The 23,083-nt window shown below is 40.1% G+C and carries 25 protein-coding genes and 1 riboswitch; of the genes, 8 read left to right on the top strand and 17 right to left on the bottom strand.

Going from position 1 to position 23,083, the window contains the following annotated elements; genetic code table 11:
- Nucleotides 1–4: 4 nt before the first annotated feature.
- Nucleotides 5–877: a DegV family protein gene (locus tag MHH58_RS01300; RefSeq protein ID WP_341344812.1), complete on the bottom strand. Its 873-nt coding sequence runs from the start codon at nucleotides 875–877 to the stop codon at nucleotides 5–7.
- A gap of 211 nt (nucleotides 878–1,088) precedes the next feature.
- Between MHH58_RS01300 and MHH58_RS01295 the strand changes: the two genes are divergently transcribed.
- From MHH58_RS01295 to MHH58_RS01285, 3 genes are all read left to right on the top strand, one after another.
- A complete protein-coding gene (locus MHH58_RS01295) occupies nucleotides 1,089–2,624 on the top strand; it encodes an AbgT family transporter (protein WP_341344811.1) in 1,536 nt (511 codons plus the stop codon).
- 21 nt (nucleotides 2,625–2,645) lie between these two features.
- A complete protein-coding gene (locus MHH58_RS01290) occupies nucleotides 2,646–3,917 on the top strand; it encodes an amidohydrolase (protein WP_341344810.1) in 1,272 nt (423 codons plus the stop codon).
- 204 nt (nucleotides 3,918–4,121) lie between these two features.
- Nucleotides 4,122–5,750 carry a BCCT family transporter gene (locus tag MHH58_RS01285; RefSeq protein ID WP_135097784.1) on the top strand — a complete coding sequence of 543 codons (1,629 nt, stop codon included), beginning with the start codon at nucleotides 4,122–4,124 and terminating at the stop codon, nucleotides 5,748–5,750.
- A 52-nt stretch (nucleotides 5,751–5,802) separates the two neighbouring features.
- On the opposite strand, the gene MHH58_RS01280 is transcribed toward MHH58_RS01285, so the two are convergent.
- The 3 genes from MHH58_RS01280 to MHH58_RS01270 all read right to left on the bottom strand — a co-directional run bounded on the left by MHH58_RS01280 (nucleotide 5,803) and on the right by MHH58_RS01270 (nucleotide 8,306).
- Entirely contained in the window at nucleotides 5,803–6,909 is a 1,107-nt protein-coding gene (locus tag MHH58_RS01280; RefSeq protein WP_135097782.1) for an alanine racemase, read from the bottom strand.
- A gap of 20 nt (nucleotides 6,910–6,929) precedes the next feature.
- Entirely contained in the window at nucleotides 6,930–7,307 is a 378-nt protein-coding gene (locus MHH58_RS01275; protein WP_135097779.1) for a RidA family protein, read from the bottom strand.
- Nucleotides 7,308–7,388: 81 nt separating this feature from the next.
- Nucleotides 7,389–8,306: a cation diffusion facilitator family transporter gene (locus MHH58_RS01270; RefSeq protein WP_341344809.1), complete on the bottom strand. Its 918-nt coding sequence runs from the start codon at nucleotides 8,304–8,306 to the stop codon at nucleotides 7,389–7,391.
- Between MHH58_RS01270 and MHH58_RS01265 the strand changes: the two genes are divergently transcribed.
- Together MHH58_RS01265 and MHH58_RS01260 are read left to right on the top strand one after the other, a co-directional pair.
- A complete protein-coding gene (locus MHH58_RS01265; RefSeq protein ID WP_318272293.1) occupies nucleotides 8,265–9,569 on the top strand; it encodes an MFS transporter in 1,305 nt (434 codons plus the stop codon). The genes MHH58_RS01270 and MHH58_RS01265 overlap by 42 nt on opposite strands.
- Nucleotides 9,570–9,711: 142 nt before the next feature.
- Nucleotides 9,712–10,701, top strand: a complete 990-nt coding sequence (locus MHH58_RS01260) for an NAD(P)/FAD-dependent oxidoreductase (RefSeq protein ID WP_341344808.1) — start codon at nucleotides 9,712–9,714, stop codon at nucleotides 10,699–10,701.
- A 78-nt stretch (nucleotides 10,702–10,779) separates the two neighbouring features.
- On the opposite strand, the gene MHH58_RS01255 is transcribed toward MHH58_RS01260, so the two are convergent.
- The 3 genes from MHH58_RS01255 to MHH58_RS01245 all read right to left on the bottom strand — a co-directional run bounded on the left by MHH58_RS01255 (nucleotide 10,780) and on the right by MHH58_RS01245 (nucleotide 12,413).
- Nucleotides 10,780–11,097 carry a DMT family transporter gene (locus MHH58_RS01255; protein WP_115884900.1) on the bottom strand — a complete coding sequence of 106 codons (318 nt, stop codon included), beginning with the start codon at nucleotides 11,095–11,097 and terminating at the stop codon, nucleotides 10,780–10,782.
- The gene (locus MHH58_RS01250; RefSeq protein ID WP_135097770.1) at nucleotides 11,094–11,417 is read right to left on the bottom strand and encodes a DMT family transporter; all 324 of its coding nucleotides are present in this window, start codon (nucleotides 11,415–11,417) and stop codon (nucleotides 11,094–11,096) included. Before MHH58_RS01250 ends, MHH58_RS01255 begins: the two co-directional genes overlap by 4 nt.
- Nucleotides 11,418–11,488: 71 nt before the next feature.
- Nucleotides 11,489–11,587: riboswitch (guanidine-I (ykkC/yxkD leader) on the bottom strand.
- Nucleotides 11,588–11,618: 31 nt separating this feature from the next.
- Complete coding sequence (locus tag MHH58_RS01245; protein ID WP_341344807.1) at nucleotides 11,619–12,413, bottom strand: class I SAM-dependent methyltransferase; 795 nt, start codon at nucleotides 12,411–12,413, stop codon at nucleotides 11,619–11,621.
- Nucleotides 12,414–12,495: 82 nt separating this feature from the next.
- Here MHH58_RS01245 and MHH58_RS01240 point away from each other — a divergent pair, with 82 nt between their 5' ends.
- Nucleotides 12,496–13,044 (top strand): DUF4256 domain-containing protein, encoded by a 549-nt coding sequence (locus MHH58_RS01240; RefSeq protein ID WP_341344806.1) that lies wholly within the window; start codon nucleotides 12,496–12,498, stop codon nucleotides 13,042–13,044.
- A 25-nt stretch (nucleotides 13,045–13,069) separates the two neighbouring features.
- Here MHH58_RS01240 and MHH58_RS01235 read toward each other — a convergent pair whose 3' ends face one another.
- From MHH58_RS01235 to MHH58_RS01210, 6 genes are all read right to left on the bottom strand, one after another.
- Complete coding sequence (locus MHH58_RS01235; RefSeq protein ID WP_341344805.1) at nucleotides 13,070–13,414, bottom strand: DUF488 domain-containing protein; 345 nt, start codon at nucleotides 13,412–13,414, stop codon at nucleotides 13,070–13,072.
- A gap of 34 nt (nucleotides 13,415–13,448) precedes the next feature.
- On the bottom strand, nucleotides 13,449–14,903 hold the full coding sequence (locus MHH58_RS01230; RefSeq protein WP_341344804.1) for an APC family permease: 1,455 nt from the start codon (nucleotides 14,901–14,903) through the stop codon (nucleotides 13,449–13,451).
- Between the two features lie 64 nt (nucleotides 14,904–14,967).
- Entirely contained in the window at nucleotides 14,968–15,684 is a 717-nt protein-coding gene (locus MHH58_RS01225) for a hypothetical protein (RefSeq protein ID WP_341344803.1), read from the bottom strand.
- Nucleotides 15,671–16,579, bottom strand: a complete 909-nt coding sequence (locus tag MHH58_RS01220; RefSeq protein WP_341344802.1) for an ABC transporter ATP-binding protein — start codon at nucleotides 16,577–16,579, stop codon at nucleotides 15,671–15,673. Before MHH58_RS01220 ends, MHH58_RS01225 begins: the two co-directional genes overlap by 14 nt.
- Nucleotides 16,579–17,754: a hypothetical protein gene (locus MHH58_RS01215; protein WP_341344801.1), complete on the bottom strand. Its 1,176-nt coding sequence runs from the start codon at nucleotides 17,752–17,754 to the stop codon at nucleotides 16,579–16,581. The genes MHH58_RS01220 and MHH58_RS01215 overlap by 1 nt, the downstream gene beginning before the upstream one ends.
- Nucleotides 17,755–18,975 (bottom strand): hypothetical protein, encoded by a 1,221-nt coding sequence (locus MHH58_RS01210; RefSeq protein ID WP_341344800.1) that lies wholly within the window; start codon nucleotides 18,973–18,975, stop codon nucleotides 17,755–17,757.
- A 150-nt stretch (nucleotides 18,976–19,125) separates the two neighbouring features.
- On the opposite strand from MHH58_RS01210, the gene MHH58_RS01205 reads away from it, so the two are divergent.
- Both MHH58_RS01205 and MHH58_RS01200 read left to right on the top strand, forming a co-directional pair.
- Complete coding sequence (locus MHH58_RS01205) at nucleotides 19,126–19,749, top strand: LysE/ArgO family amino acid transporter (protein WP_135097752.1); 624 nt, start codon at nucleotides 19,126–19,128, stop codon at nucleotides 19,747–19,749.
- Nucleotides 19,750–19,818: 69 nt separating this feature from the next.
- Nucleotides 19,819–20,172, top strand: a complete 354-nt coding sequence (locus MHH58_RS01200) for a DoxX family protein (RefSeq protein WP_135097749.1) — start codon at nucleotides 19,819–19,821, stop codon at nucleotides 20,170–20,172.
- A gap of 58 nt (nucleotides 20,173–20,230) precedes the next feature.
- Here MHH58_RS01200 and MHH58_RS01195 read toward each other — a convergent pair.
- The 4 genes from MHH58_RS01195 to MHH58_RS01180 all read right to left on the bottom strand — a co-directional run bounded on the left by MHH58_RS01195 (nucleotide 20,231) and on the right by MHH58_RS01180 (nucleotide 23,082).
- Nucleotides 20,231–21,558, bottom strand: a protein-coding gene (locus MHH58_RS01195) for an IS3 family transposase (protein ID WP_341344799.1) whose coding sequence is annotated in 2 segments (ribosomal slippage) — nucleotides 20,231–21,183 and nucleotides 21,183–21,558 — 1,329 coding nt in all. Because the reading frame shifts where the segments join, the coding sequence is not laid out codon by codon here.
- A gap of 138 nt (nucleotides 21,559–21,696) precedes the next feature.
- Nucleotides 21,697–22,038, bottom strand: coding sequence for a DMT family transporter (locus MHH58_RS01190; RefSeq protein ID WP_115884912.1), 342 nt, complete (start codon nucleotides 22,036–22,038; stop codon nucleotides 21,697–21,699).
- Nucleotides 22,039–22,050: 12 nt separating this feature from the next.
- A complete protein-coding gene (locus MHH58_RS01185) occupies nucleotides 22,051–22,368 on the bottom strand; it encodes an SMR family transporter (RefSeq protein WP_318272291.1) in 318 nt (105 codons plus the stop codon).
- A gap of 48 nt (nucleotides 22,369–22,416) precedes the next feature.
- On the bottom strand, nucleotides 22,417–23,082 hold the full coding sequence (locus tag MHH58_RS01180; protein ID WP_135097741.1) for an ABC transporter ATP-binding protein: 666 nt from the start codon (nucleotides 23,080–23,082) through the stop codon (nucleotides 22,417–22,419).
- Nucleotide 23,083 lies beyond the last annotated feature (1 nt).

The following is a 23,083-nucleotide window of genomic DNA, read 5'->3' as shown; positions in this document are numbered from 1 at the left end:
CATTTTAGTTTAAATACGGCAGAATGCCGAGACCCTTACTGCCGATACCGCCGTGCACACCAAGTGCAGGTGTTAAATAGCCGACCCGGCAGCTGATGCCCGGATACATATTTTCAAATCTTTTTTTAATCTGCTGAGCTTCTTCTGCAATGTCTCCGTGAGCAATCGCAATTTTAATCTTGCCGTTGAACTTGTCCATTGCTTCTTCAATAATTGATTCCCACAATTTAATAACACGGCTGTTCGTCCGCACTTTGTCAAATGGTTTCACTTTGCCGTCTTCAGCAAAATATACAATCGGTTTAATTTTAAAGAGACTGCCTATAAAGGCGCTTCCCGCTCCAAGTCTGCCGCCTCTGACAAGGTAATTCAAATCATCCACAACTAGATATATCTGGCTGACTTTAACCAGGTTTTCAATTTTTCCGACAGCCTCTTCCACGGCGGTTCCTTTCTCAATCTGTTCGATTGTCTGTTCGAGAAGATGTTCTATGATATAAGATGTACCGTTGGAATCTATGAGATGATAATCTATTTTACCTTCTTCTTTATATTCATTTAAAACCATCTGAGCGCTCTGATACGTTCCGCTGATGCCTTTGCCGATATGAATAGCGATGATTGTATCGTAGCCTTTTGAAATTATTTGATCAACAACTTCATAATATTCACCGACCTGCGGCTGTGATGATTTTGGAATTTCCTTTTCTGTCGCCAGACGCTGATAAAATGATTTAAGCGCCGCTTCGTCCGTTGTATCTTTAAAAATCGTTCCGTCTTTGAATGTTACAGATAAATGTACCTGAAATACATCTGAACGGCCTGCCAGTTCATCTGATAAACTCGCAGTACTGTCAACGATATATGCAATTTTCATGTCCTGCCTCCTACTGTTTGCCGTTTTCCGTCTATATTTATAAGTATAATAAAAACGAAACTATAAGTATATTAAAATCATTTGGCCTTCTGACTGAAGAAAAACTGCATAGACAATTAACTGAAATTTATGTAAACTCTTTATATCCTGTTTATAATTACACTTAATTATATCAGGGATAAAAATGTAACATATTATGGGAGGGTTTTCATTGACAGACAAAACAGAGAGAAAAGGATTTTTCCAAAAATTCTTAGACGTCGTTGAACGCGTCGGCAATAAGCTGCCAGATCCATTTGCACTATTTCTCGGCCTGGCATTTTTAATTATTGTAATATCATGGGTATTCAGCCTGTTTGACGCCTCGGTAATACATCCGGGGAACGGAGAAGAGTTACCGATTAACAGTTTAATTTCCGGAGAAGGGCTGCAGTTTATACTGACTTCGATGCTCGACAACTTTACAGGATTTGCACCGCTCGGTCTTGTATTGTCGATGATGCTCGGTATCGGACTAGCTGAGAAAGTTGGCCTGCTCGATTATGCTATCCGTAAAACAATTTTAAAATCACCGCCGTTTTTAGTTACATATACAGTGGTGTTCGTCGGTATTATGGGGAACCTCGCATCAGATGCTGCTGCGGTTATTATTCCTCCGCTCGGGGCGCTGGTTTTCTATAAACTCGGCAGACATCCACTTGCAGGGCTTGCTGCAGGTTTCGCCGGTGCGGGCGCTGGTTTTACCGCAAACTTATTCATTGCAGGGACAGATGTACTTTTATCCGGCATTTCGACAGAAGCAGCTCGTTTAATTGATGACACAATCGTAATTACACCGGTTGATAACTGGTACTTTAATATCATTTCCGTATTTATGCTCACAATTATCGGGGGTCTCTTGACATCGCGTTTTGTCGAGCCGCGTCTCGGAGAATATAAGGGCGAAGGTATTGAGGAAGAAGATTCAGAGGAACTGCCAAACGCTCAAAAGGGTTTGATAGCTGCAATAGTAACAGGTGTTGTTTACTGGACTGTTATTATCGCAGTTATTCTCCTTCCGAATAGTCCGCTGACCAATGAAGAAGGCGGTATTATACCGTCACCATTCATCGACGGTATTGTACCGATTATACTCATCTTCTTTATTTTAATCGGAATTGCGTTCGGTATCCCTACCGGCAAGATTAAATCGACAAAAGACGCAACATATTATATGACCGAATCAATTAAAGATATGGCAGGTTATATTGTTCTCGTATTTGCAATTGCTCAATTTATCGCTTACTTTAACTGGAGCAACCTTGGTACTTGGCTTGCAGTGAATGGGGCTGAGTTCCTTGAAAGCGTAGAATTTACAGGAATCGGATTAATTATCGGCTACGTTATTTTTACCGCACTTCTGAACTTCCTGATTACATCAGGTTCTGCTAAATGGGCAATTGAAGCACCTATATTTGTTCCAATGTTCATGCAGCTTGGTTACGATCCAGCCTTTACACAGGCTGCTTACCGTATTGCTGATTCATCTATAAATATTATTACACCGCTGTTCCCTTATATGGTTATTATTTTGGCGTTTATGAAGCGTTATGATAAAAATGCAAGTATCGGAACTTATATGTCACTTATGCTGCCGTATTCATTAGTATTCCTGCTTGCATGGATTATCCTGCTCGGAGTGTTCTACTTCACAGGCTTACCGCTTGGACCGGGTGTTTCTACGTTCTTGGAAGACAGAGTACAATAATTAACCAGGAGATGATTCACAGTGTCATTACACACAAAGCTTATAAATTGGCGGAGGGACTTCCATCGGCATCCCGAGCTCGGCTTTCTTGAAATGCGTACATCTACAATCGTCGCAGATACTTTAGAGAGACTCGGATACGATTTAAAAATCGGACGGGAGGTAATGCATCCTGACTTTACAATGGGCAAACCCGATCAGGAAGAAACATCCAGACATTATGTATGGGCAAAAGAAAACGGTGCTGTTTCAAAGTACCTGGATCAGGTAGCAGAAGGCTATACAGGTATTGTCGCAACACTGGATACAGGAGTTCCAGGTCCGGAGATTGCTTTTCGTGTCGATATGGATGCTCTTCCAATTTACGAATCGGAAGACATCAGCCATTTTCCTCTTCAGGAAGATTTCCGTTCAATAAATAATGAAATGCATGCATGCGGCCACGATGTCCACACTTCCATCGGGCTCGGGCTCGCAACACTTTTAATGGACAATAAAGATGATTTAAAAGGCAGGATAAAACTTATCTTCCAGCCGGCTGAAGAAGGAACGCGCGGCGCACGCTCAATGGTTGAAGCGGGGGTTGTCGATAATACTGATTACTTTATCGCTTCGCATATAGGTACCGGGGTTCCGTTCAATCATTTCTTAGGATCAAATAACGGTTTTCTTGCCACTACTAAAATTGATGTATCCTTTAAAGGCGTGTCCTCTCATGCAGGCGGACAGCCTGAAGAAGGCAAAAATGCCATGCTGGCTGCTGCCAATGCCGTTATTAACTTAAACGCTATCCCCCGTCACTCGGGAGGTGCTACACGTATTAATGTTGGTGAACTGCATGCCGGAAGCGGACGCAATGTCATTGCAGACAGTGCCAGTCTTAAAATTGAGACGAGGGGCACAACAAGCGAATTAAATGAATATATGAAACAGTATGCACGGTCTGTAATCCAGGGCGCTGCTCAAATGTTTCAGGTAGATTATCATATAGAGACTGTCGGGGAAGGTAGAAGTGCTGCCGGTTCGACAGAACTCGCACAAGTTCTGGTGGATGCAGCAGATAGTGTGAAACTGGTCACAAAACTTGAAGAAAACAAACCGAGCGGCAGTGAAGACGCAACGTTTTTCATTAATCGCGTACAGGAACGCGGCGGACAGGCTTCTTACTGCATATTTGGAACAGATCTTGCAGCGGGACATCATAATGAGATGTTTGATGTGAACGAAGACAGCATGCTGAGCGCGGTTCAAACCTTATTTGAAACAGCAAAATTATTAAGTGAAAAACAGTAAGACATTACAGAGACAAAATCTTTACGGATTTGTCTCTTTTTGTTTATTAAAGTTTCAATTGGTTATGTATAAAGTATCGCGATAAGTAATTCTTATTGTACTTTTAGCGATTCTTCGTTTTTATTTCTATATGCAGTTGAACTGCGGGGTGTAGATTGTTATTATTTAGACGTTGTGTAAAAAATCATCATAAGGAGTGAAGTAATGACAAATCATTCGTCATCGTCTGAGAAGTCAAAAAAAATATCATATGTTTTCGTGTTTGCAGCAATTATTGTAGGATTGCTTGTAGTTATAGGGGCCATATTCCCCGATGAATTTGGTGAAATTTCAGGTTCCATTTCAGGATGGGTTACTACCTACTTCGGCTGGTATTATATGATACTCGTCACAGTAATCGTATTCTTCTCTGTATTTCTCGTTTTCAGCCCTATTGGAAAACTTAAATTAGGACAGCCTGATGATACTCCGGAGTTCAATACCCTTTCCTGGATTACTATGCTGTTCAGTGCCGGTATGGGAATCGGTCTGGTATTCTATGGTGCCGGAGAGCCGATGGCTCACTTTATGTCACCGCCAACCGCAGATCCCGGAACAACAGAAGCGTTGGCTGAATCTATGCGCTCAACCTTCCTGCACTACGGTATTCACGCATGGGCTATATACGGCATTGTTGCCTTAGCTCTTGCATACTCGAGCTTCAGAAAAGGAGAAGTTGGATTACTTTCAAAAACGCTGCGTCCTTTATTCGGCGATCTCGTAGACGGCTGGCTCGGGGTTGTTGTTGATGTTCTCGCTGTTTTTGCAACTGTTATCGGTGTTGCGGTATCTCTCGGTATCGGTGCAATGCAGATTAACGGTGGATTAAATTACTTATTCGATGTACCTGTAAGTCTTTTGACACAGGGTATCATTATATCCGTGGTCACAGTTCTGTTCTTAATCAGTGCCTGGAGCGGACTCAGTAAAGGAATTCAATACTTAAGTAATCTGAATATGATTCTTGCAGGTCTGCTGTTTGTCATTATTCTTGTTGTCGGACCGACAATGCTTATCTTAAATGTAATGACGACAGGCACAGGCGGCTATTTAAGCTCATTCTTATACAATAGCTTTGACGTTGCGCCACTAAATGCACAAAAAACTGAGTGGCTGAGTTCATGGACAATTTACTACTGGGGCTGGTGGATGAGCTGGAGTCCATTTGTCGGTATCTTCATCGCCCGCGTTTCTAAAGGACGTACAATCAGAGAATTCATCATAGCGGTTCTCCTCGTACCGACTGTTATTGGTATTATCTGGTTCAGTGTATTCGGTATTACAGGTATTTCAACAGGTCTTGCAAATAATGAAATATTCAATATGGCGACTGAAGTACAATTATTTGCTATATTTAATGAATTACCGATGGGAACAATCTTATCGATGCTTGCTATTTTATTAGTATCATCATTTTTTATCACATCGGCAGACTCTGCCACATTCGTTCTCGGCATGCAAACATCACACGGTGATTTGACGCCTTCAGGAAAAACTAAGCTTACATGGGGCATCGCTCTTTCCGCCATAGCTTTTACATTATTAGCTGCCGGCGGAGAAACAGGATTAAACGCCTTGCAATCTGCAGCAATTATCGCGGCGCTGCCTTTCAGCTTTGTCGTTATTGCGATGATGGTTGCCTTTTATAAAGACGCGAACAATGAACGTAAGTATTTAGGGTTATCCATTACTCCAAATAAAGAACGCATGAAAAATTATAAGGAAAGCTCTCTTGAAGAATATCAAGAGGAACTTGAAGCTTATGCTGACGAAGATAAGCCTAGAGGTGTATAGATATAAAATAAAAAAGCGTTCCGGTGATTTAAATCACCGGAACGCTTTTGTTTTATTGAAGTTTTCCCTGAGCTGCAATATCTATTTCTTTAACAATTTCATCATTATTGATGAGATAAGCTTTATGATATAAATTCGAAACTGGACATATATGGTTCGGAATAATACGGACTTTATCGCCGATATTTACTTTGTCACTGAATTCTCTATTGTAAATAATTGCATGTTCATCAAATACACCGTGAACATAAGCTCCGTCATATTCTTTAATCTTACCGAACCCTTCTGTCGCGGTCAGTCCTTTGCTGCGCGACTGCGCTGTCAGTCCCTTAGCCCCGACATCTGTAATAACACGTTCATGTGTCGGCTTACTGATCACAGTAGTCAAAACGCTCGCTGCTGAATAATCATATGAATTAATCGCATTAGATTGTGATCCATCCATTAAAATATACGTTCCCGGTCTGATTTCAGTCACCCCTTCCGGTATGTCAAAACCAAACATAAACGGAGGAGTTGAACCGATGCTGACTGTTTCAATATCAAAATCCATATCTCTCGCGATATTTGCAAAATGCAGTGTACGGGTTGTTGCTGTCATAAATAAGTCATAACAGTCATCTTTGTCGACAGCCTTATATGTATGACCATCATGAGAGAATATTCCTTTCAATTCCACGTTTTTAGATGCACGTATACTGTTTAACAATAATTTATAGTCAATTTCCTCAATGATACCGGAACGCTCCTCGCCGACTTCGATTTCAATCAGTACCTGGGCTTTTTTATCAGCACCTTCAAATACTTCGTCAATTTCTTCGATATGGTGAACGCTGTCCACACCGAAAGAAATATTTATCTGTTCAGCCAGTTTTTTAATTCTTTCCAGCTTTTGTTTTCCAACAATCTGATTGGCGATAAAAATATCCTTGAGTCCATATACAGCCATGATTTCCGCTTCCCCTACTTTAGCAACTGTGATGCCTGTTGCACCGTGCTCTCTTTGCTTCATTGCTAAATACGGCATTTTATGCGTTTTCGTGTGCGGGCGCAGCTGAACATTTTGCTTTTTCGCATAATCACCCATGTACTCCAGGTTTTTATTAAGCACAGTTTCATCAATTAACAATGCAGGTGTATCTATGTCTTTATAATTCATCATTACATCCCCTTAGTTCATTATTTTATCGCTGCGACGGCTTCAATCTCAATCAAACATCCATAATGCAGTTCTCTCGTCGGAACAACTGCACGTGCAGGCTTGTGGTCTCCAAAATAATTGCTGTATTCTTCGTTAATAATATCCCAGTTATCAACGTCAGATGTGTATAGCCTGACCATTACGATATCTTTTTTAGTCAAATCTGCTTCTTTCAATACCATTTCCATGTTCTCAAGCGCTCTTTTAGTTTCAGCAGCAATACCGCCCTCGACTATTTCCCCGGTGTCAAGGTCCAATGATAACTGCCCTGAAATGTATAAAGTATCGTTATGTATCATTCCCGGTACGTAGTGCCCTTTACTGTTTCGTGAGTATTTTGTATGAATTGCCCTCATTAAATCCTCTCCTTATAATTGTTCATAAATCTATAATAACAAAAAGTATTCTGAAAATTGAATTCCAGAATACTTTTATAACTAATTGCACAAAATTTGATCATGATGATCATGGTGCTTACATTCCACCTGAACCGTTACATGTTCGATGCTTTCATGTTTCATCTGTTCCTCAATACGCTGAATAATCTTTTGTGTTTCATGAACATTCAGCATACCATTAACTACAATGTGAACACTCAACGCATTCATTCCGCTTGTAATGCTCCAAACGTGAATGTGATGTGCGTCTTCAACCCCGTCTACATTATTAATTTTTTCGATAATACGATTGAAGTCTACAGTCTCCGGCACACCTTCCATAAGAACATTCAAAGATTGACGGAGTATTCTAAAGCCGCTGATTGAAATTAATACCGCGACGATAACACTCGCCAGCGGGTCCATAATTCCCCAGCCGAAAAACATAATTGATAAAGCAGCAACAATCGCCGCAACTGACCCGAGCAAATCTCCTAAAACATGCAGCAGAGCACCTTTCATATTTAAGTTATCGTGTGTATCTCCAGACATTAATATTTTTGCAACAACGATATTTACCAAAAGTCCAAGAACCGCAATAATCAGCATACCCGTGGTTGCCACTTCAGGCGGATTTATAAAACGGCCGGCCGCTTCTATAATGATAAACACCGCAATAACAATCAGTGTCACACCATTAAAAACAGCTGCCAGTATTTCAAATCTTCTATAGCCGTAGGTCCTTGCTGAATCAGCAGCTTTCTCACCCATTTTAAATGCAGCAAGAGCCACTGCCAGCGATATAGCATCGCTCAGCATATGACCAGCATCAGACAGCAGGGCAAGACTATTTGTCAGCACTCCCCCGATGACCTCAACAATCATAAATGATGCAATTAATATTAAACTTATTGTCAGTGCTTTTTTATTCGCTCCATGTGTATGATCGTGGTGATGATTATGATTATGCTCCGTCAAAATTCCCACCTCAATTTATCTATTTTTTACTATTATTTTCCTATTTTCGAGTGTAATATATATCTTAGCATATGCAAAAATGTAAGAAGGTGCAATTTTATGAAGAAAAAATATCAACTCTATTTATTATATAGCAGTATTTTCCTGATTTTCCTAGGAATAAGTCTTGTCATCCCGGTTCTCCCGTCAATCATGAATGAATTGAATATCAGCGGTGCAGGTGTCGGTTATCTAACCGCCGCTTTTGCTTTTACGCAATTAATTTTCTCTCCATTTACAGGTCGTGCCGCAGATAAGTTCGGACGTAAAATTATTATCGTTCTCGGGCTGTTTATCTTTGCATTTTCCGAGCTCTTATTCGGTCTCGGACAATCGATTGAAGTACTATTTGTTTCGCGGATGCTCGGCGGTTTGGCCGGTGCATGTATTATGCCTGCTGTAACAGCCTTTATCGTCGATCTGACAACTGATAAAAACAGAGCCCGGTCGCTAGGTTTTATGACCGCAGCAATTAATTTCGGATTTATTATCGGACCCGGTGTCGGCGGTGTTCTGGCAGAAGTTGGTACACGTCTGCCGTTTTTCGTCGCAGCAGCACTTGGTTTATTGGCAGCATTCGGAGCCATATTCATGCTCTCTGAACCTAAAAAAATAACAGAAGTTGCAGCTGATAAAACTGAAGTTACAACAAGTAACTTCAAACGTCTATTTACACCGATATTTTTTATTGCCTTCCTCGTTATTTTTATATCATCATTTGGACTCGCAGCTTTTGAATCTTTCTTCAGTCTGTATTTCGACCGTAAACTCGGATTTACACCGACTGATATTGCAATCGCAATTACAGGCGGCGCCATGATTGGCGCTTTTGCACAAATCTTTTTATTCGAGCGTCTCACACGCAGCTACGGCGAGTTGAACATTATAAGAGTATCGATTATATATACCGCAGTGCTTGTCTTTGCAATTACATTTTTAGAATCATACTGGTCGGTTATGGCCGTCGCCTTTATCATCTTTATAGGTTTTGATTTGATACGTCCGTCCGTGACAACCTTCCTGTCCCATATCGCCGGAAATAACCAGGGATTTGCAGGGGGGATGAACTCGTTTTTCACATCGCTTGCAAACGTTGTTGGTCCTGTTATAGCCGGTATCTTATTCGATATGAATTTGGATTTTCCGTACTACTTCAGTGCAGCCGTTCTCGTCATCGGATTCTTTATCACAGTATTTTTCTGGCGTGATCCGCGTAACGCATAATGTCATTCAAAAGTCTGAATTACGCGTTACATCGACGTTACAGCATGCCAAACACTTTTATTTTCATCCCTCCTTGTGCAATAATGTTTAATGGAATGAAAATATAAAAACATTTTTCGTATATTACTGGAGGGTTATATTCATGAAAGACGAAATTGTAGATGTAACCATAATCGGTGGCGGGCCTACCGGCTTATTTTCTACTTTTTATGCGGGCATGAGACAGATGTCTGTCAGACTGATAGATAGTCTGCCTGAACTAGGCGGTCAATTAACGGAATTATATCCGGATAAATATATTTATGACGTCGGCGGCTTCCCTAAAATCCTTGCTAAAGATTTAGTTTCCAATCTCGTGACACAGGCGCAGTATGCAGAACCTGACCTTCACCTTGGAGAAACAGTTCAGTCATACGAGCGCAAAGATGATCACTTTGTTTTGAAAACTGATCAAGGTGAATACCTTACAAGAACTATCTTAATTACAGCAGGAGTCGGTGCTTTCCAGCCGCGTAAAATCGGCCTCGATAACGAAGCTGATTTCGAAGGAACTTCACTGCAGTATGCCGTTAGAGATCTTGAGAAATTCAGAGACCAGGATGTTGTCGTACTCGGAGGGGGAGACTCTGCTCTCGACTGGGCACTGATGCTGCAGGAACTTGCTAAGTCAGTAACACTGGTACACCGTCGCAACCGCTTTACGGCACATGAAACGAGTGTGCAGCAGGTCATGGATTCACCTGTAGAAGTTAAGACATCATTGAATGTCACTGAAATTAAAGGTGAAAATGGACAGATTGATGAGCTGGTACTGACTGCAAAAGACGGTACTGAAGAAGTCATTAAAGCAGACCAGCTGATTGTTAACTTCGGTAATATTTCGTCACTCGGGCCATTAAAAGAATGGGGTCTTGAGCTTGAGAAAAACTCCATAAAAGTTAATGCTCATATGGAAACAAACATACCCGGCATCTTTGCTGCAGGTGATATAACGACATTTGAAGGTAAAGTTAAACTGATTGCGACGGGCTTCGGTGAAGCACCGGTAGCAATTTCATACGCTAAATCTTTTTATGATCCAAAATCACGCTTACAACCTAAACATAGTACAAGCGTCTTTAAACAAGACTAAAAAATTCCGTATGCAGAGTTAATGCATACGGAATTTTTTTGTGTTTGCTTCTGGTGTTTCATGTGAAACCTGAACTCTTTATCCTGTCACAAGCCTTAAACCAATTACTGCAATGATGATAAACGACAGGTACATAACACGTTTATAACTCGCAGATTCTTTATAAAAGATAATTCCGATTAATGCACTTCCTACTGTTCCGATTCCAGTCCATACAGCATAAGCAACACCTAAAGGAATAGTTTCCATAGCAAATCCAAGCAGGCCAAGACTGATCGGAAATCCGATGAGCAGCATCAGCCAACCTTTTAGTTTTTTACCCTGGCCGATTAAAGACATACCTGTTACGCCCGCTACTTCCATGAATCCTGCTAATATTAATATCAACCAGCTCATTTAACATCCTCCTCATAATCTGTCACTGTTTTCAGACCGATAACTCCAAATACAAGCAGTGCCACAAATATAATAATGCCAATGTTGAATGCTCCGCCGAAAACGATAATATCTACTAGCACTGTCCCGACCGCCCCAATACCGACAAAGACCGCGTATACTGTGCTTGCCGGCATTTTCGTCGACACGTATACGAGCAGTCCAAAGCTGACAACGACAGCAATAACCGTCAATCCCCATTCAAACCACGTATCAGCATATTTCAAGCCTGTTGCCCAGCCGATTTCAAACATAGCTGCAATAATGACTAATAACCACATAATTTTTCTCCTTTTTATTTCTTAAATTTAAGAATTAAGAATAAAAAAGCCCGGAAGAATAACTTTCGTTACTCTCCCAGGCTTTTATCCTTCCGTGTACTGGAATTAATTCCAGCGTTTCCTCTCGGTCCAGACTTAAATAATTTAACGGAACCCTAGAAAACTTCTTATTCAGTTACTTACATCATAAATTATTATTTTCTAAGAGTCAACTTCAGTCTCAGTATTGATAACTCCGTAATGCACTTTACTCGTCTTTCTGATTTGCTGGATGAAACCGAATTGTTCAAATCGTCTGCTTCTGAAGTGATCTTTCAAAACAACTGTTTTGGCTGCCACACGTTTTGCCTCATTTATCGCAGTTTCTGACAATGTTTTGGACTGTGTCACTGCGGAGATTGCTCTTAAGCTCTCGGAATTACTGATTTCTTCTTCGAACATCGGATCAAAATAAACAATATCAAAACTGTTATCTGCCAAGGTTTTTAAATATGTCTCGTGGTCTTCATGCAGCACTTCAACATTTTTCATTGCATCGCTGATAACTCCAATATTCGCATCATATGACGACAGTCCTTCTTTAGTCAGCAGGTAAAGTATTAAACTGTCTTCCAGTGCCGTTACTCTGCCAGAGTTTCCGACTGTTAAACTCGCGATAACACTATCTGCTCCGAGTCCCATCGTGCAGTCTAAAAATGACATACCAGCTGTAAGTTCTGCCGCTTCGACCAGGGCGTCGTGTTCATTTTTCAATAATCTTTTAGCACGGACCATGGAAAAGTTCGGATGGTACTTGACCGACTCGTTTCCAGTGAGTGGTGTAATACTGATTCCATCTCTTCCAACGACTAATACATCGTCATTGTAACGCTCCCGAAGTTCTTTAACAGAGCGCTTTTTACGCATTACAAAGTTCAGCTTGTAACGTATAGCGATATCCTTAGCTTTTTGTAATGAATGTTCATTATAACGGCCGCCTGTTGTTACTATCATCATCTTTCTCCGTTCTGTATAATATGTTTATCAGTATAGTTTACCATGGTATTATTAACTAAATAAGATAAACGGAGGATGCTGAATGACATTAAAGAATAAGCTTACTCAATCAGAACAGGAAGAACTGCTGAACACTCTCGAATCCCGTTTTAATACTCATATGGAACGCCACGAAAATATCTCATTTCAGAATATCGCTGATAAACTGAATGATACACAGCTCACTGCACTTTACAATATGGAAGTCACAGAAGGTGAACCTGACGTTATCGATTTTGACGGCACGCTTTATTTTGCAGACTGTTCAAAAGAAAGCCCGAAAGGACGGCGCAGCGTTTGTTATGATAGAGCTGCCCTTGAAGCGAGAAAGAAATATAAGCCTGATAACTCGGCTGTGGATTTAGCAAAAGAAATTGGCATCGATTTACTCACTGAAGAAGATTACAGACTCCTGCAGCAGTTCGGCGACTTTGACCTGAAGTCTTCAAGCTGGGTTAAGACTCCTGATGAGATTAGAAATCTCGGAGGAGCTTTATTCTGTGATAAACGTTACAACACCGTCTTCCTTTACCATAATGGAGCCGATTCTTATTACGGAGCACGCGGTTTTAGAGGAAAGTTAAAAATCTAAGAAAAAAGACGGCAGCCGCCGTCTTTTATTTGTTTTCGATATATTCTTTTATCACCACTGCCTGATTGTGCTCTTCGTCTTTAGCTGCGTATAACAGTGTGACATTGTGGCCGTCTGAGTCCTTTTTAATTTGATCTACCAGATCTTTTTGTTCTTTTAATTCTTTTTTATATTTCTTTTTAAATTCTTCCCACTTATCAGGATCGTGATCAAACCACTTTCTTAAATCCGACGAAGGTGCGATTTCTTTATACCACTCATCATGTTCCAAATCTTCTTTTTTAATGCCGCGCGGCCAAACACCGTCTACCAGAATCCGCTTGCCGTCCTGTTGTGAAACGTCATCGTAGACACGTTTTAATTTCAGCATAGTATCATCTCCGAATAATATATTATATTATTCTTTACCCTTCTTTTTTTGTTTCATTCATCGCTGCTTCTCTCGTCTTGTTTAAAATCATAAAGTCCAGCTCTTCTTTCGACATCGATTTTAATGTTTTATATTTTAACAGGAGGAAGACCGCACCGAGTATAATCCAGCAAAGTAAAGCATAGTAAGATGGTGCTGTTAAGGCTGCCGGCGAACCCGGGAATAATAGCAGTATCAGGAATACTAGTGAAATGATTACACCGAGTACACCAAATATTACATAAACAATATTTTTATGTTCAGCTCTTGCAAAGAATTTAACAGTCACTGCACTCGTCGCCAGAAACGCTACTGATACACCCACTGACGACATATCAACAATCCAACTTAAAGCAGTTCTCCCGAGCCAGGGAGCAATCAAACACACTGCCAGCACGAATAAGACTGCATAATGCGGTGTTTTATTTTTCTTATGCACTCTGGCAAAAACTGCCGGTACAAAGTTTGCACGCCCCATCGCGAAAATCAGTCTGGAAGATGACATATAAAACCCGTTAAGCCCCGTAAAAATACCGAATGATATTGAAAATGCGAGAAATACCATTCCAACAGTGCCCATAGACGACTGTATAACAGAACCTGTTACCCAGACCGCCCCGTCCATTGAGTTCTGGTCAGGATAGATCCATGATGTTACTAAAATCATTGCAACATAGGTTAAAATAGACGCGACAATCCCAAATACAATTAATTTAAATGTTTTGTCAGCACTGAATTTAAATTCTTCAGCTGCCTGAGGAATATTATCAAATCCTACATACATCCAGGGCGCTATTGCCACGATTAAGATAATCGAAGTCCATACTCCCGCTTCATTATTAAAGAGCGGCTGTGCATTTTGAAATGAAAATTCTCCGGTGAAAAATGACGCGAACATTAACCCTGCTACAACAAAGGCCATGAACAAACAGAATATAAACTGCAGATTCCCGGAAAGACCAGAACCTTTCATACTGATAAACGCGAATACTATGAGTACTGCTGACGACAGGATGACTTCCATAATGTAAACATCCCATCCTGCGATGGTGTATAAGTAACCAATCTCGAGAAAATCCGGGAGTACAAATTTAAACAGCAGACTAAACGCACTCGCATTCAGAGCAACTACACATATATAACCCAATACTAAAAACCATGAGGCGATAAAGGCGCTGAATTTACCGAATCCCGCGTATGTAAATGCGAACTCTCCGCCGGAGACGGGAAACTTGGCTGTTAATGCACCGTAGCCTACCGCAATAATCAGCATCAGTATACCGCCGATAGTAATTCCGAGTGAAGCCCCGAGTGTACCTGATGAAATCAGCCAGTCTCCCGGTAAAATAAATGCACCCCAGCCGATTGACGACCCGTAAGCTATTGCCCATATGAAACGTTTCGACATCGTATTATCTAATTCTGTTCTCGTCTGATTATCAGCAGACATATTTCCAACTCCAATTTTTTTATTAATTCTTGTGACTAAGTATCGCATAGTAAAAGATCTATCGCTAGTGCTTTTCCAGTACGAGCGGATGTTCTGTAATTATTGTATCCCCTTTATACAGCGTGACGGGAATCCCCGATTCTCTGTCTATCTCGTTATCCGGGTTGGATAAACTCATCGAATTCATCCCCGCTGCATTGAAATAAATATTATCTTCAAAGTTCTCTCGTCTGACAGGCAATTCTTTTGTTAAAAGGGTGTAACCGCCTGCTTCAAGATGTGTTCCAACTGTATGGATGCCTGCAGGAAGCACAGTGTCATATCCTTCGGCGAACGGCATGAGAGTAATCTCACCCTGTCTGGTGATGTAATCGACACGGTAACCTTCCTGCAGTTCCAGCACGGCTTCTGTACTGTAATAATTTAAGGCTGTTTCCAATACTCTGTCCCCCTGGTCATCATACACAACGATTGCAGAGGCTGAATCTGTTGCCGCCTTGTAACGGCCCGGTTCTATATCTTTGCCGGTCATGTATGAACCAGGAGACAATGTTTTTTCCACCCCGCCTTCTGTGATGCCTTCAAAGACAGTATTGCTATTCAAAAAAGCATAACGGGATTCCAAACCATCCTTTATTAAAAGATTTTCATCTTCAAATAATTCAGCAGCTTCCTCATCAGTCTGCACCTTTTCACCATTATACGACTCACTCATAAGACCGTTAAAACTACACCCCATCAAAAACAGTACAAAGAAAAATAAAACGCTAAACCGTTTCATATTTTCTCTCCCCTTTATAAATACGCAAATAATGTTCATGCGTACCTAACGCTCCCAGTGATACTTCTGCTGAACTGTGTTTTTTCAAAGTGCTCATCATTTTGAATACTTCTTCTTCTGGTAGATCGTCAGCGGGGATACATATACGATCTCCGTCCAGATACAGCGTGCCTTCTCTAAGCGGACTGAGAAACTTTAATTTATCTTCTGAAATATAACCTTTAACGTACTCTCTGTGTGATTCACTGCGGACATATGTGTAATAAATTCTCTGTTCATTTAAAAAATAAATCTGGTCCGCGTAATCATCAAGATTTTCCAGCAGATGAGATGCGACAATAATAATTTTTCCATCTTCTTTTATTTCCTGAAGCACCGAACTGACCAGCTCTACATTCACCGGGTCCAGCCCGTTCATGATTTCGTCCATAAACATAATCTTAGTATCTGCGGCAATCATCATCGCAAAACAGAGCCTCTGCCTCATCCCGAGAGAATAAGTTTTTACTTTATTTTTGACATAGCCTTCCATATTCAGCCGTTCTATTACCTCTTCTATATTGCTGCTGTCTGGATCCCATATATCTCTGTACATCTCAATATGTTCAACACCAGAAAAATCTTCATAGAGTTCAGCCTGATCCGGGAAGAATGTAATTTTACTGTGCAGCGCTTTAACATCTTTTGTCGTATTTTTATACACAATATCATCGATCAAAATTTCTCCCGTATTAATCGGAATGAAACGTATAATTGCATTAAATAAAGTTGTTTTCCCCGTGCCGTTCGGCGCAACCAGACCGATAATTGTATTATCCGGAATATTAAAATTAACATTCTTCAGCACCGTCTTAGTTCCGTAATTTATCGTTAAATTCTTGACTTCCAATGACATTAGTTCTTCCTCCTTTCAAGCTTTCCTGTACGGGTCGGTATCAATTTAAAAACAAAGTGAAACACGACTTCAACGATTATATATAATACCGCAATACTGATAAGCAGTTTCGTAATTGTTACATTATTTAATGACTCCCATGACCCTTCCAGCACCGGTATTATCTGCAGGTACAATAGAGGATTCCAGACCGCAGCAGATCCCGTCAGAGCAATGACATAAGGCAGATAAAACACGGCAACTGCGATGGTAATTGTCAGGTAAATATTCCTGAATACAAAGGACAGCCCGGTTGAAAACTTAACGATGATGTAACTCAGGGCCATCGTCATAAAGACTGTGATTAAAACATACTGCATTATACTGATATATACGGTTTCTTCACCTGCATACAGCGGCACTGGATATTTCAGTGTTCCACTGTCTGTATAAAATGTACTGAGTAAATATGAGACGAAGATGCCGCTCAAGGTAATAATCCATATCAATCCCCAGCTGATAAATGTCCTTTGCCTCCATTGATAGGCAAAGGAATAAGGTATTCCCTGGGAAATACTCCAGTTAAATTCCTGATCCCGGCTGAAGCGGTCAGCCCCGAATACCGCTGCAATAATAAATATAAATACGCCTGCAACAATGTTAATCAGATTAAACAAAACAAGTGACGGTGATAACGGATTCCAATCAATATCAACATTATTCTCTTTCAAATATGTTAAAAATTTTAAATCATTCTCAATTTCTTCCCGGCTTGGCATAAAGGAGAGCAGCAGTTCCTGCGATTCAAAGTCATCCGCTTCATAAAAGAACAAACGGTTTTCCGCAAGCTCAAGGCCCTGATCGACGTAATCGCTGACCACACTCTCGAGTCCGGAAACTGTATTGCCTTCCTGTTCGCTTAAAATATACCGCTGCATACCAACTATGCTTTGCTGGCGGGCAAGTTTATCATAGATTTCTTGTCCCCGAGCCGATTCAAAGTGGTCTTCCGGAATCGCATTGAAAATCTGCTGTGTATCTTCGTATTCGCTCCGCAATTCTTCCAAAGGAAGTGCAAGATCGCGGTCCTGGTAAAATGCCGAATAACTTGCCAGAAAAAGAAACAGCGCTACTAAAAGTATTCTTACTTTCCAGTCTCTTATAATTTTAAGGAAATCCCATTTGAACAGTTTCATTCAGTCCACCTGCCTGACAAATTTCTGACGTGTCATCCAGCCCGCAAGAAGCCCTAATATTATTTCGATAATAATAATTGTTATAAGCAGCACCATGATACCCGTCTCGAAGGTGAAATTATTTGATAAGGTTAAAAAGTTCTGACGGCCGCTTAAAATATTTCCAAACTCAAAATAGTTCTGCGGGAATAAATGAGCTCCAAGGCCGAGAAAACGATCTTCACCGCCGCCGCTGTATAAACGGTTAAATGCGATAATTGCAAAGCCTGCAATCATCACGATAACGTCATGTCTGAATATCAGGGAAAGTACAGCATTTAAACGTATGAAAAGATACAAAAGCACTGCTGTTAATATCAGCGACTCCAAAATCAAGTCAATGACAGGCGCGGTAAAGAAATTCTCTTCGGCTGCTCTGTATCCTTCAGTGTAAGCGTAATGGGTAGTTAACAGAGACATATCACCAAAACCGTAGAGCAGTGATATAAGCAGGAAGAAGAACATCAGGAAAAAAGCGATACCAGTTGCGATAAAGATAAATACCGACACAGACTGATAAAATATGTACTTTCTCCATCCGAGCGGCTGGCCAGCTTTTAAAGTATGGTGCTTCCGGTCATCAACCAGTACTTCACTCGCTACAAAAATAGTTATAAATAATAAAATTAAAGGACCGTAATTTAAGAAGAAGGAATACAACTGCTGTATTCCTGTTTTACCGTTAAATTCATGTGTTGTCGGGTGGTCTATCTCAGACAGCGCAAACAAATTATTATTAATTACCGCCCTTTCAAAATCCATATCTAAAAACTGGCCGTCGTGTTTCCGCTCCAAATAATCATTCAGTGCATCGACCGTAAACATAGGAACATAGTCGGTACTTTTCAACTCGAAAAGACGTGAAATATCACCTTTTTGCAACGCATCATAAAACATAAAATTATTCTCGTAATCATATTTAGCGAGACTATATGTATCGACTCCTGTAAAGCTGTTTACAGCAATATCACCCTCAGCAAGTCTGCTTTCTTTCATGCCGTATGCTGATTCAGTTTCAAGGGCCAGCTCATCTGCATCAATTGTCAACGGGTTATTCACCGTCGGCAAATATAAAAATGAGTATAATATTATGCCGATAAATGCCAGCAGAAATAACAGTCTGTTCTTTTTATTACGATATAATTTTTTAAACGTTTCTAAAAATACAGTTCTAAACATCATCCATCCCCATTTGTCTTTATTATGACGTATTTATAACTATTATAGAAAACGCTTCCATAATTTACAAACTATTTTAAAAATTTTCTATTGTATCTTAACTGTTATTATATTAATCTTAATTTACTTATTTCATCAGTCAGGAGCTTTACTATGTTTCTCGCTTTTTTGCACGGATTCGTTTTATCGGCAGGATTAATTCTTCCTCCCGGCGCTCAAAATGTGTTTTTAATTAACCAGGGAGCCAACCATAAAAAATTTATTCATACTCTGCCGGCCATAATTACTGCAGGACTCAGTGATACACTATTGATTATACTCTCTGTAGCCGGTGTCTCCTTAATTATCCTGTCCATTCCGACACTGCAGCTCGCTATGTATATTATCGGATTTTGTTTTCTCACTTATATGGCAATAACGTTATGGTTTGTAAAACCCGAGACTGCTCACGCACCCGCCAAGCTCAACCCTTTTAAACAAATTGGTTTTGCTTTATCAGTATCATTGCTCAATCCTCATGCAATACTGGATACAGTTGGCATTATCGGAACAAATTCCACAGCTTATACAGGCAGCGATTTACTGGTATTCACCTTATCCTGCATCGCAGTTTCATGGATTGCTTTTGTGATTCTCGTATTCTTCGGCAGAATTCTCGGCAGTATAGATAATAATGGTAAAATTATTGTCTATATTAATAAAATATCTGCAGCCGTAATATTTATAATTGCTTGTATTCTTCTTATTAATATTATTAAAATGATTTCAGGAATCTGATCTTTTAAGTTATCCGGCCTCTGGTCAGGGTAAATATAAATATCAATTCTATAAGGAGAGAGGAAGAAAATGAAAACTATTATGAGATATATACTCGCAGCTGTTTTCGGTGTTGCAGGTGTCGCGCACTTCACAAGGACAGAAGGTTTTACCAATATCGTTCCGCATTATTTGCCGTTTAAAAACTTTATCGTTAAAGCAAGCGGAGTGGCAGAACTGATTATCAGTTTCCTCTTGTTAATTAAACGGCCGGGCAATTTTTTAAAGAATGTCATCAACAGCTTCCTGATGCTTGTTCTTCCGGCTAATGTTTACATGGCCCGAAAAGCATTGCCGCTTGGCAATATTGAAGTTCCTAAGCCGCTGCTCTGGGCAAGAGTCCCGCTTCAGTTCGTTCTCGTAAAAATGGTAAATAAATTATAAAATAAAAAAGGATAGCGACTGAACTATAACCTATAAAATAGACAATTTAATAAAAGCGTTACGCTGTGAGTAGATGACCCCGGTATTGTGCCGGGGTCATCTTATTTAGTCCCCATTGATAGCGCTCATTATTATACTTATTAATATATTCATTTGTTTGATGTTTGAGTTCGTCTAAGGATTCACAAGATTTATAATCGACCCAATCTTTGAAAGTCCCGAAGAATGATTCCATTGAAGCATTGTCCCAGCAGTTCCCCCGACGCGACATGGATTGTACCAATCCCATTTGTTTCACTTTAGACTGGAACTCCGGATGGGTATAGTGGAAGCCTTGGTCGGAATGAATGAGTGCTTCTGGATGAAACTCATCCACGGTATTGGAGAGTTGTTTTAAAGTCCGGTACACGATGTTCATTTTCAATGATGTGGTGACCACATGCGCCACAATCTCTCGAGTCGCACCATCTTTCACGCAGGATAAATATGCTTTCTGACCTTTACCGTAATACAAGTAAGTGATATCAGTTAACAGGACCTTACCTGGCTCTCCTTGGTCAAACTCACGTTTCAACAAGTTTTTACACGTTTTATGTTCCTGCGTTGCTTTCATCATTAATTTATAAGGATTCACTCTACGAATGCGTGCCACTAGATTATATTTTTTCATCAGTCGTCTAATCTTTTTGTGATTCATAATAATATGATAATCATTGTCTAAGATTATTTTAATTTGTAAGGCACCGACTTTACCTTTCTCAGCATTATAGATTTTCTTAATGAGAACAATGTCTGCTTCGTCATTGATTTGTCTAACGGATCTGTTTGCTTCATTATTTTTCCAAGCATAATAGCCACTTCTCGACACCTCTCCCAGCATACACAGGTAAGTAATCATATTTTTGAGTTGATGGTTCCGGCAAACCATCTCTATTAATTCATAAGTCTCACGTGGTTTTAACTGCGACGGTTTTGTTTCGCCTGCCTTTCTTTCATCTCGAGCTTTTTTAGAAAATCATTTTCAGCTTCCAAATATTTAATCCGTGCTTCAGCTTTCTTTAATTTCTCATCACTGTTCAGTGCTTTATTCGTCGGACGACCTGAAGCGCCTTTTCCACGCTGGTCACGTTCCAAACCGCTTTGTCCGTATTGCGCATATGTTTGACGCCATCGTGACAAGCATCGGCTTGGTTGTTCTTTACCCACGACAGACAAATCAAATCCATGATCGAGGAAGATTTGTGTGGGACTAAAGCCTTGTTCATGTGCGTCTACCGCGCGTATTTTAAATTCTGGATGATACGTAATAGATCGATCAGATACCCTCAATACATTTGGGTTTTGTTCCAGTTCTTTAATTTCAAAAGACGTAAAATGTCTAGCCATGATAGCCCTCCGTACAGATAGTTTATTTAAGTATAAACAAGATAATCTTTAGGGCATAGAAAAACCCGAATAAGAGACGCTTTTTATAAGCTGTCTATTATTCGGGTTACAGTTCAGACCCTGAGTCGTTATCCTTTTTTACTGCGCAGTTTCTTCCTTATCTTTTTTAGAAATATTCATTATAATGACACCGAGTATAATGACGCATAAACCGATAATATTTACTGCAGACAGCTGTTCATTAAATAAAAATACTCCGATAATTCCTGCTCCCGCTGTACCGATTCCTGCCCACACGCTGTAAGCGATACTTAACGGAATGGTTTTAAGCGCGCCGATTAAAAATGTAAATGATAATCCGAAACAGATAAACATAATAACCGTCGGCACGATGTTCGTAAAGCCGTCCGATAAATTCAGCATTGTTGTCCCCGTGACTTCGAACACTATTGCACCCATTAAAAATAATATTGCTCTCATTTCCGCGTCCTCCTATACTCTCATCAAAATCAGACCGATAATCAAAATAATAATTCCGATGACCGTCGTGGCTTTGATTTCTTCTTTAAATATGGCAAAACCAATGATTGCAGTCAGCATCGTGCCGACACCGCTCCATGCTGCGTAAGCAAAACTCAGCGGTAAGGTTAATAACGCCAGCGACAGCAGATAAAATGCCAGAACATAGCCTGCCGCAACACCGATAATCGCTTTTTTAGAATTGTTCACAGCTGTTATTTTCATCATGCTGGAACCGAATACTTCTGATATAATCGCACCGGCTAAATAGACAAAGCCCAATTTATTCACCTCTTTAAATTTAAAAACACATTCTAAAATTCAGAATGTGTTTTCATTTTAATCTTGTTTTTCTAATATACCATCTGTCATTTTATAAACTGCATCACAATACTCAGTTAGACGTTCATCATGAGTAACGATAATACATGTTTTCATACGCTGCTCTGTTTCTTCTTTTAGAATCTGCATTACTTTCAGTGCATTTTCCGTATCTAAAGAAGCTGTAGGTTCATCTGCCAATATAATGCTCGGATTAGTATATAATGATTTCGCAATAGCTACACGCTGTTTCTGACCGCCTGATATTTCACTCGGCAGCTGGTCCTTCACTTTTTTTAAAGACAGCTTTTCAAACAATTCATCCAGTTCACTGTCAGCCATCACATCTTTTTTTGATTTTTTTAAGAGCTGAAACTGCTGTTTAACTGAAAGGAAAGGTACCAAATTACTCGCCTGCAAAATAAATCCGATTTCATTCAATCTCAAGTGCGCGAGTTCCTTACTATTCATTCCTGAAATACTTTGGCCGTTAATTTTAACATCACCTTCGGTCGGCGTTTGAAGTGCACCTGCAATGGTTAAGAAAGTACTTTTCCCTGAACCTGAAGGTCCGATAATTGCGATACATTCCCCTTTATTAAAAGTAATCGATGTGTTTTTGACCGCTTCTATCGTCTGGTCGCCATCTTTGAATGATTTTATAACATTTTCAAATTTAAGCATT

Source organism: Jeotgalicoccus sp. FSL K6-3177, assembly GCF_038050175.1.
GTDB lineage: Bacteria > Bacillota > Bacilli > Staphylococcales > Salinicoccaceae > Jeotgalicoccus > Jeotgalicoccus nanhaiensis.
The sequence above is the reverse complement of the archived record's forward strand: the minus strand, read 5'-3'. Positions and strand labels throughout refer to the sequence as shown.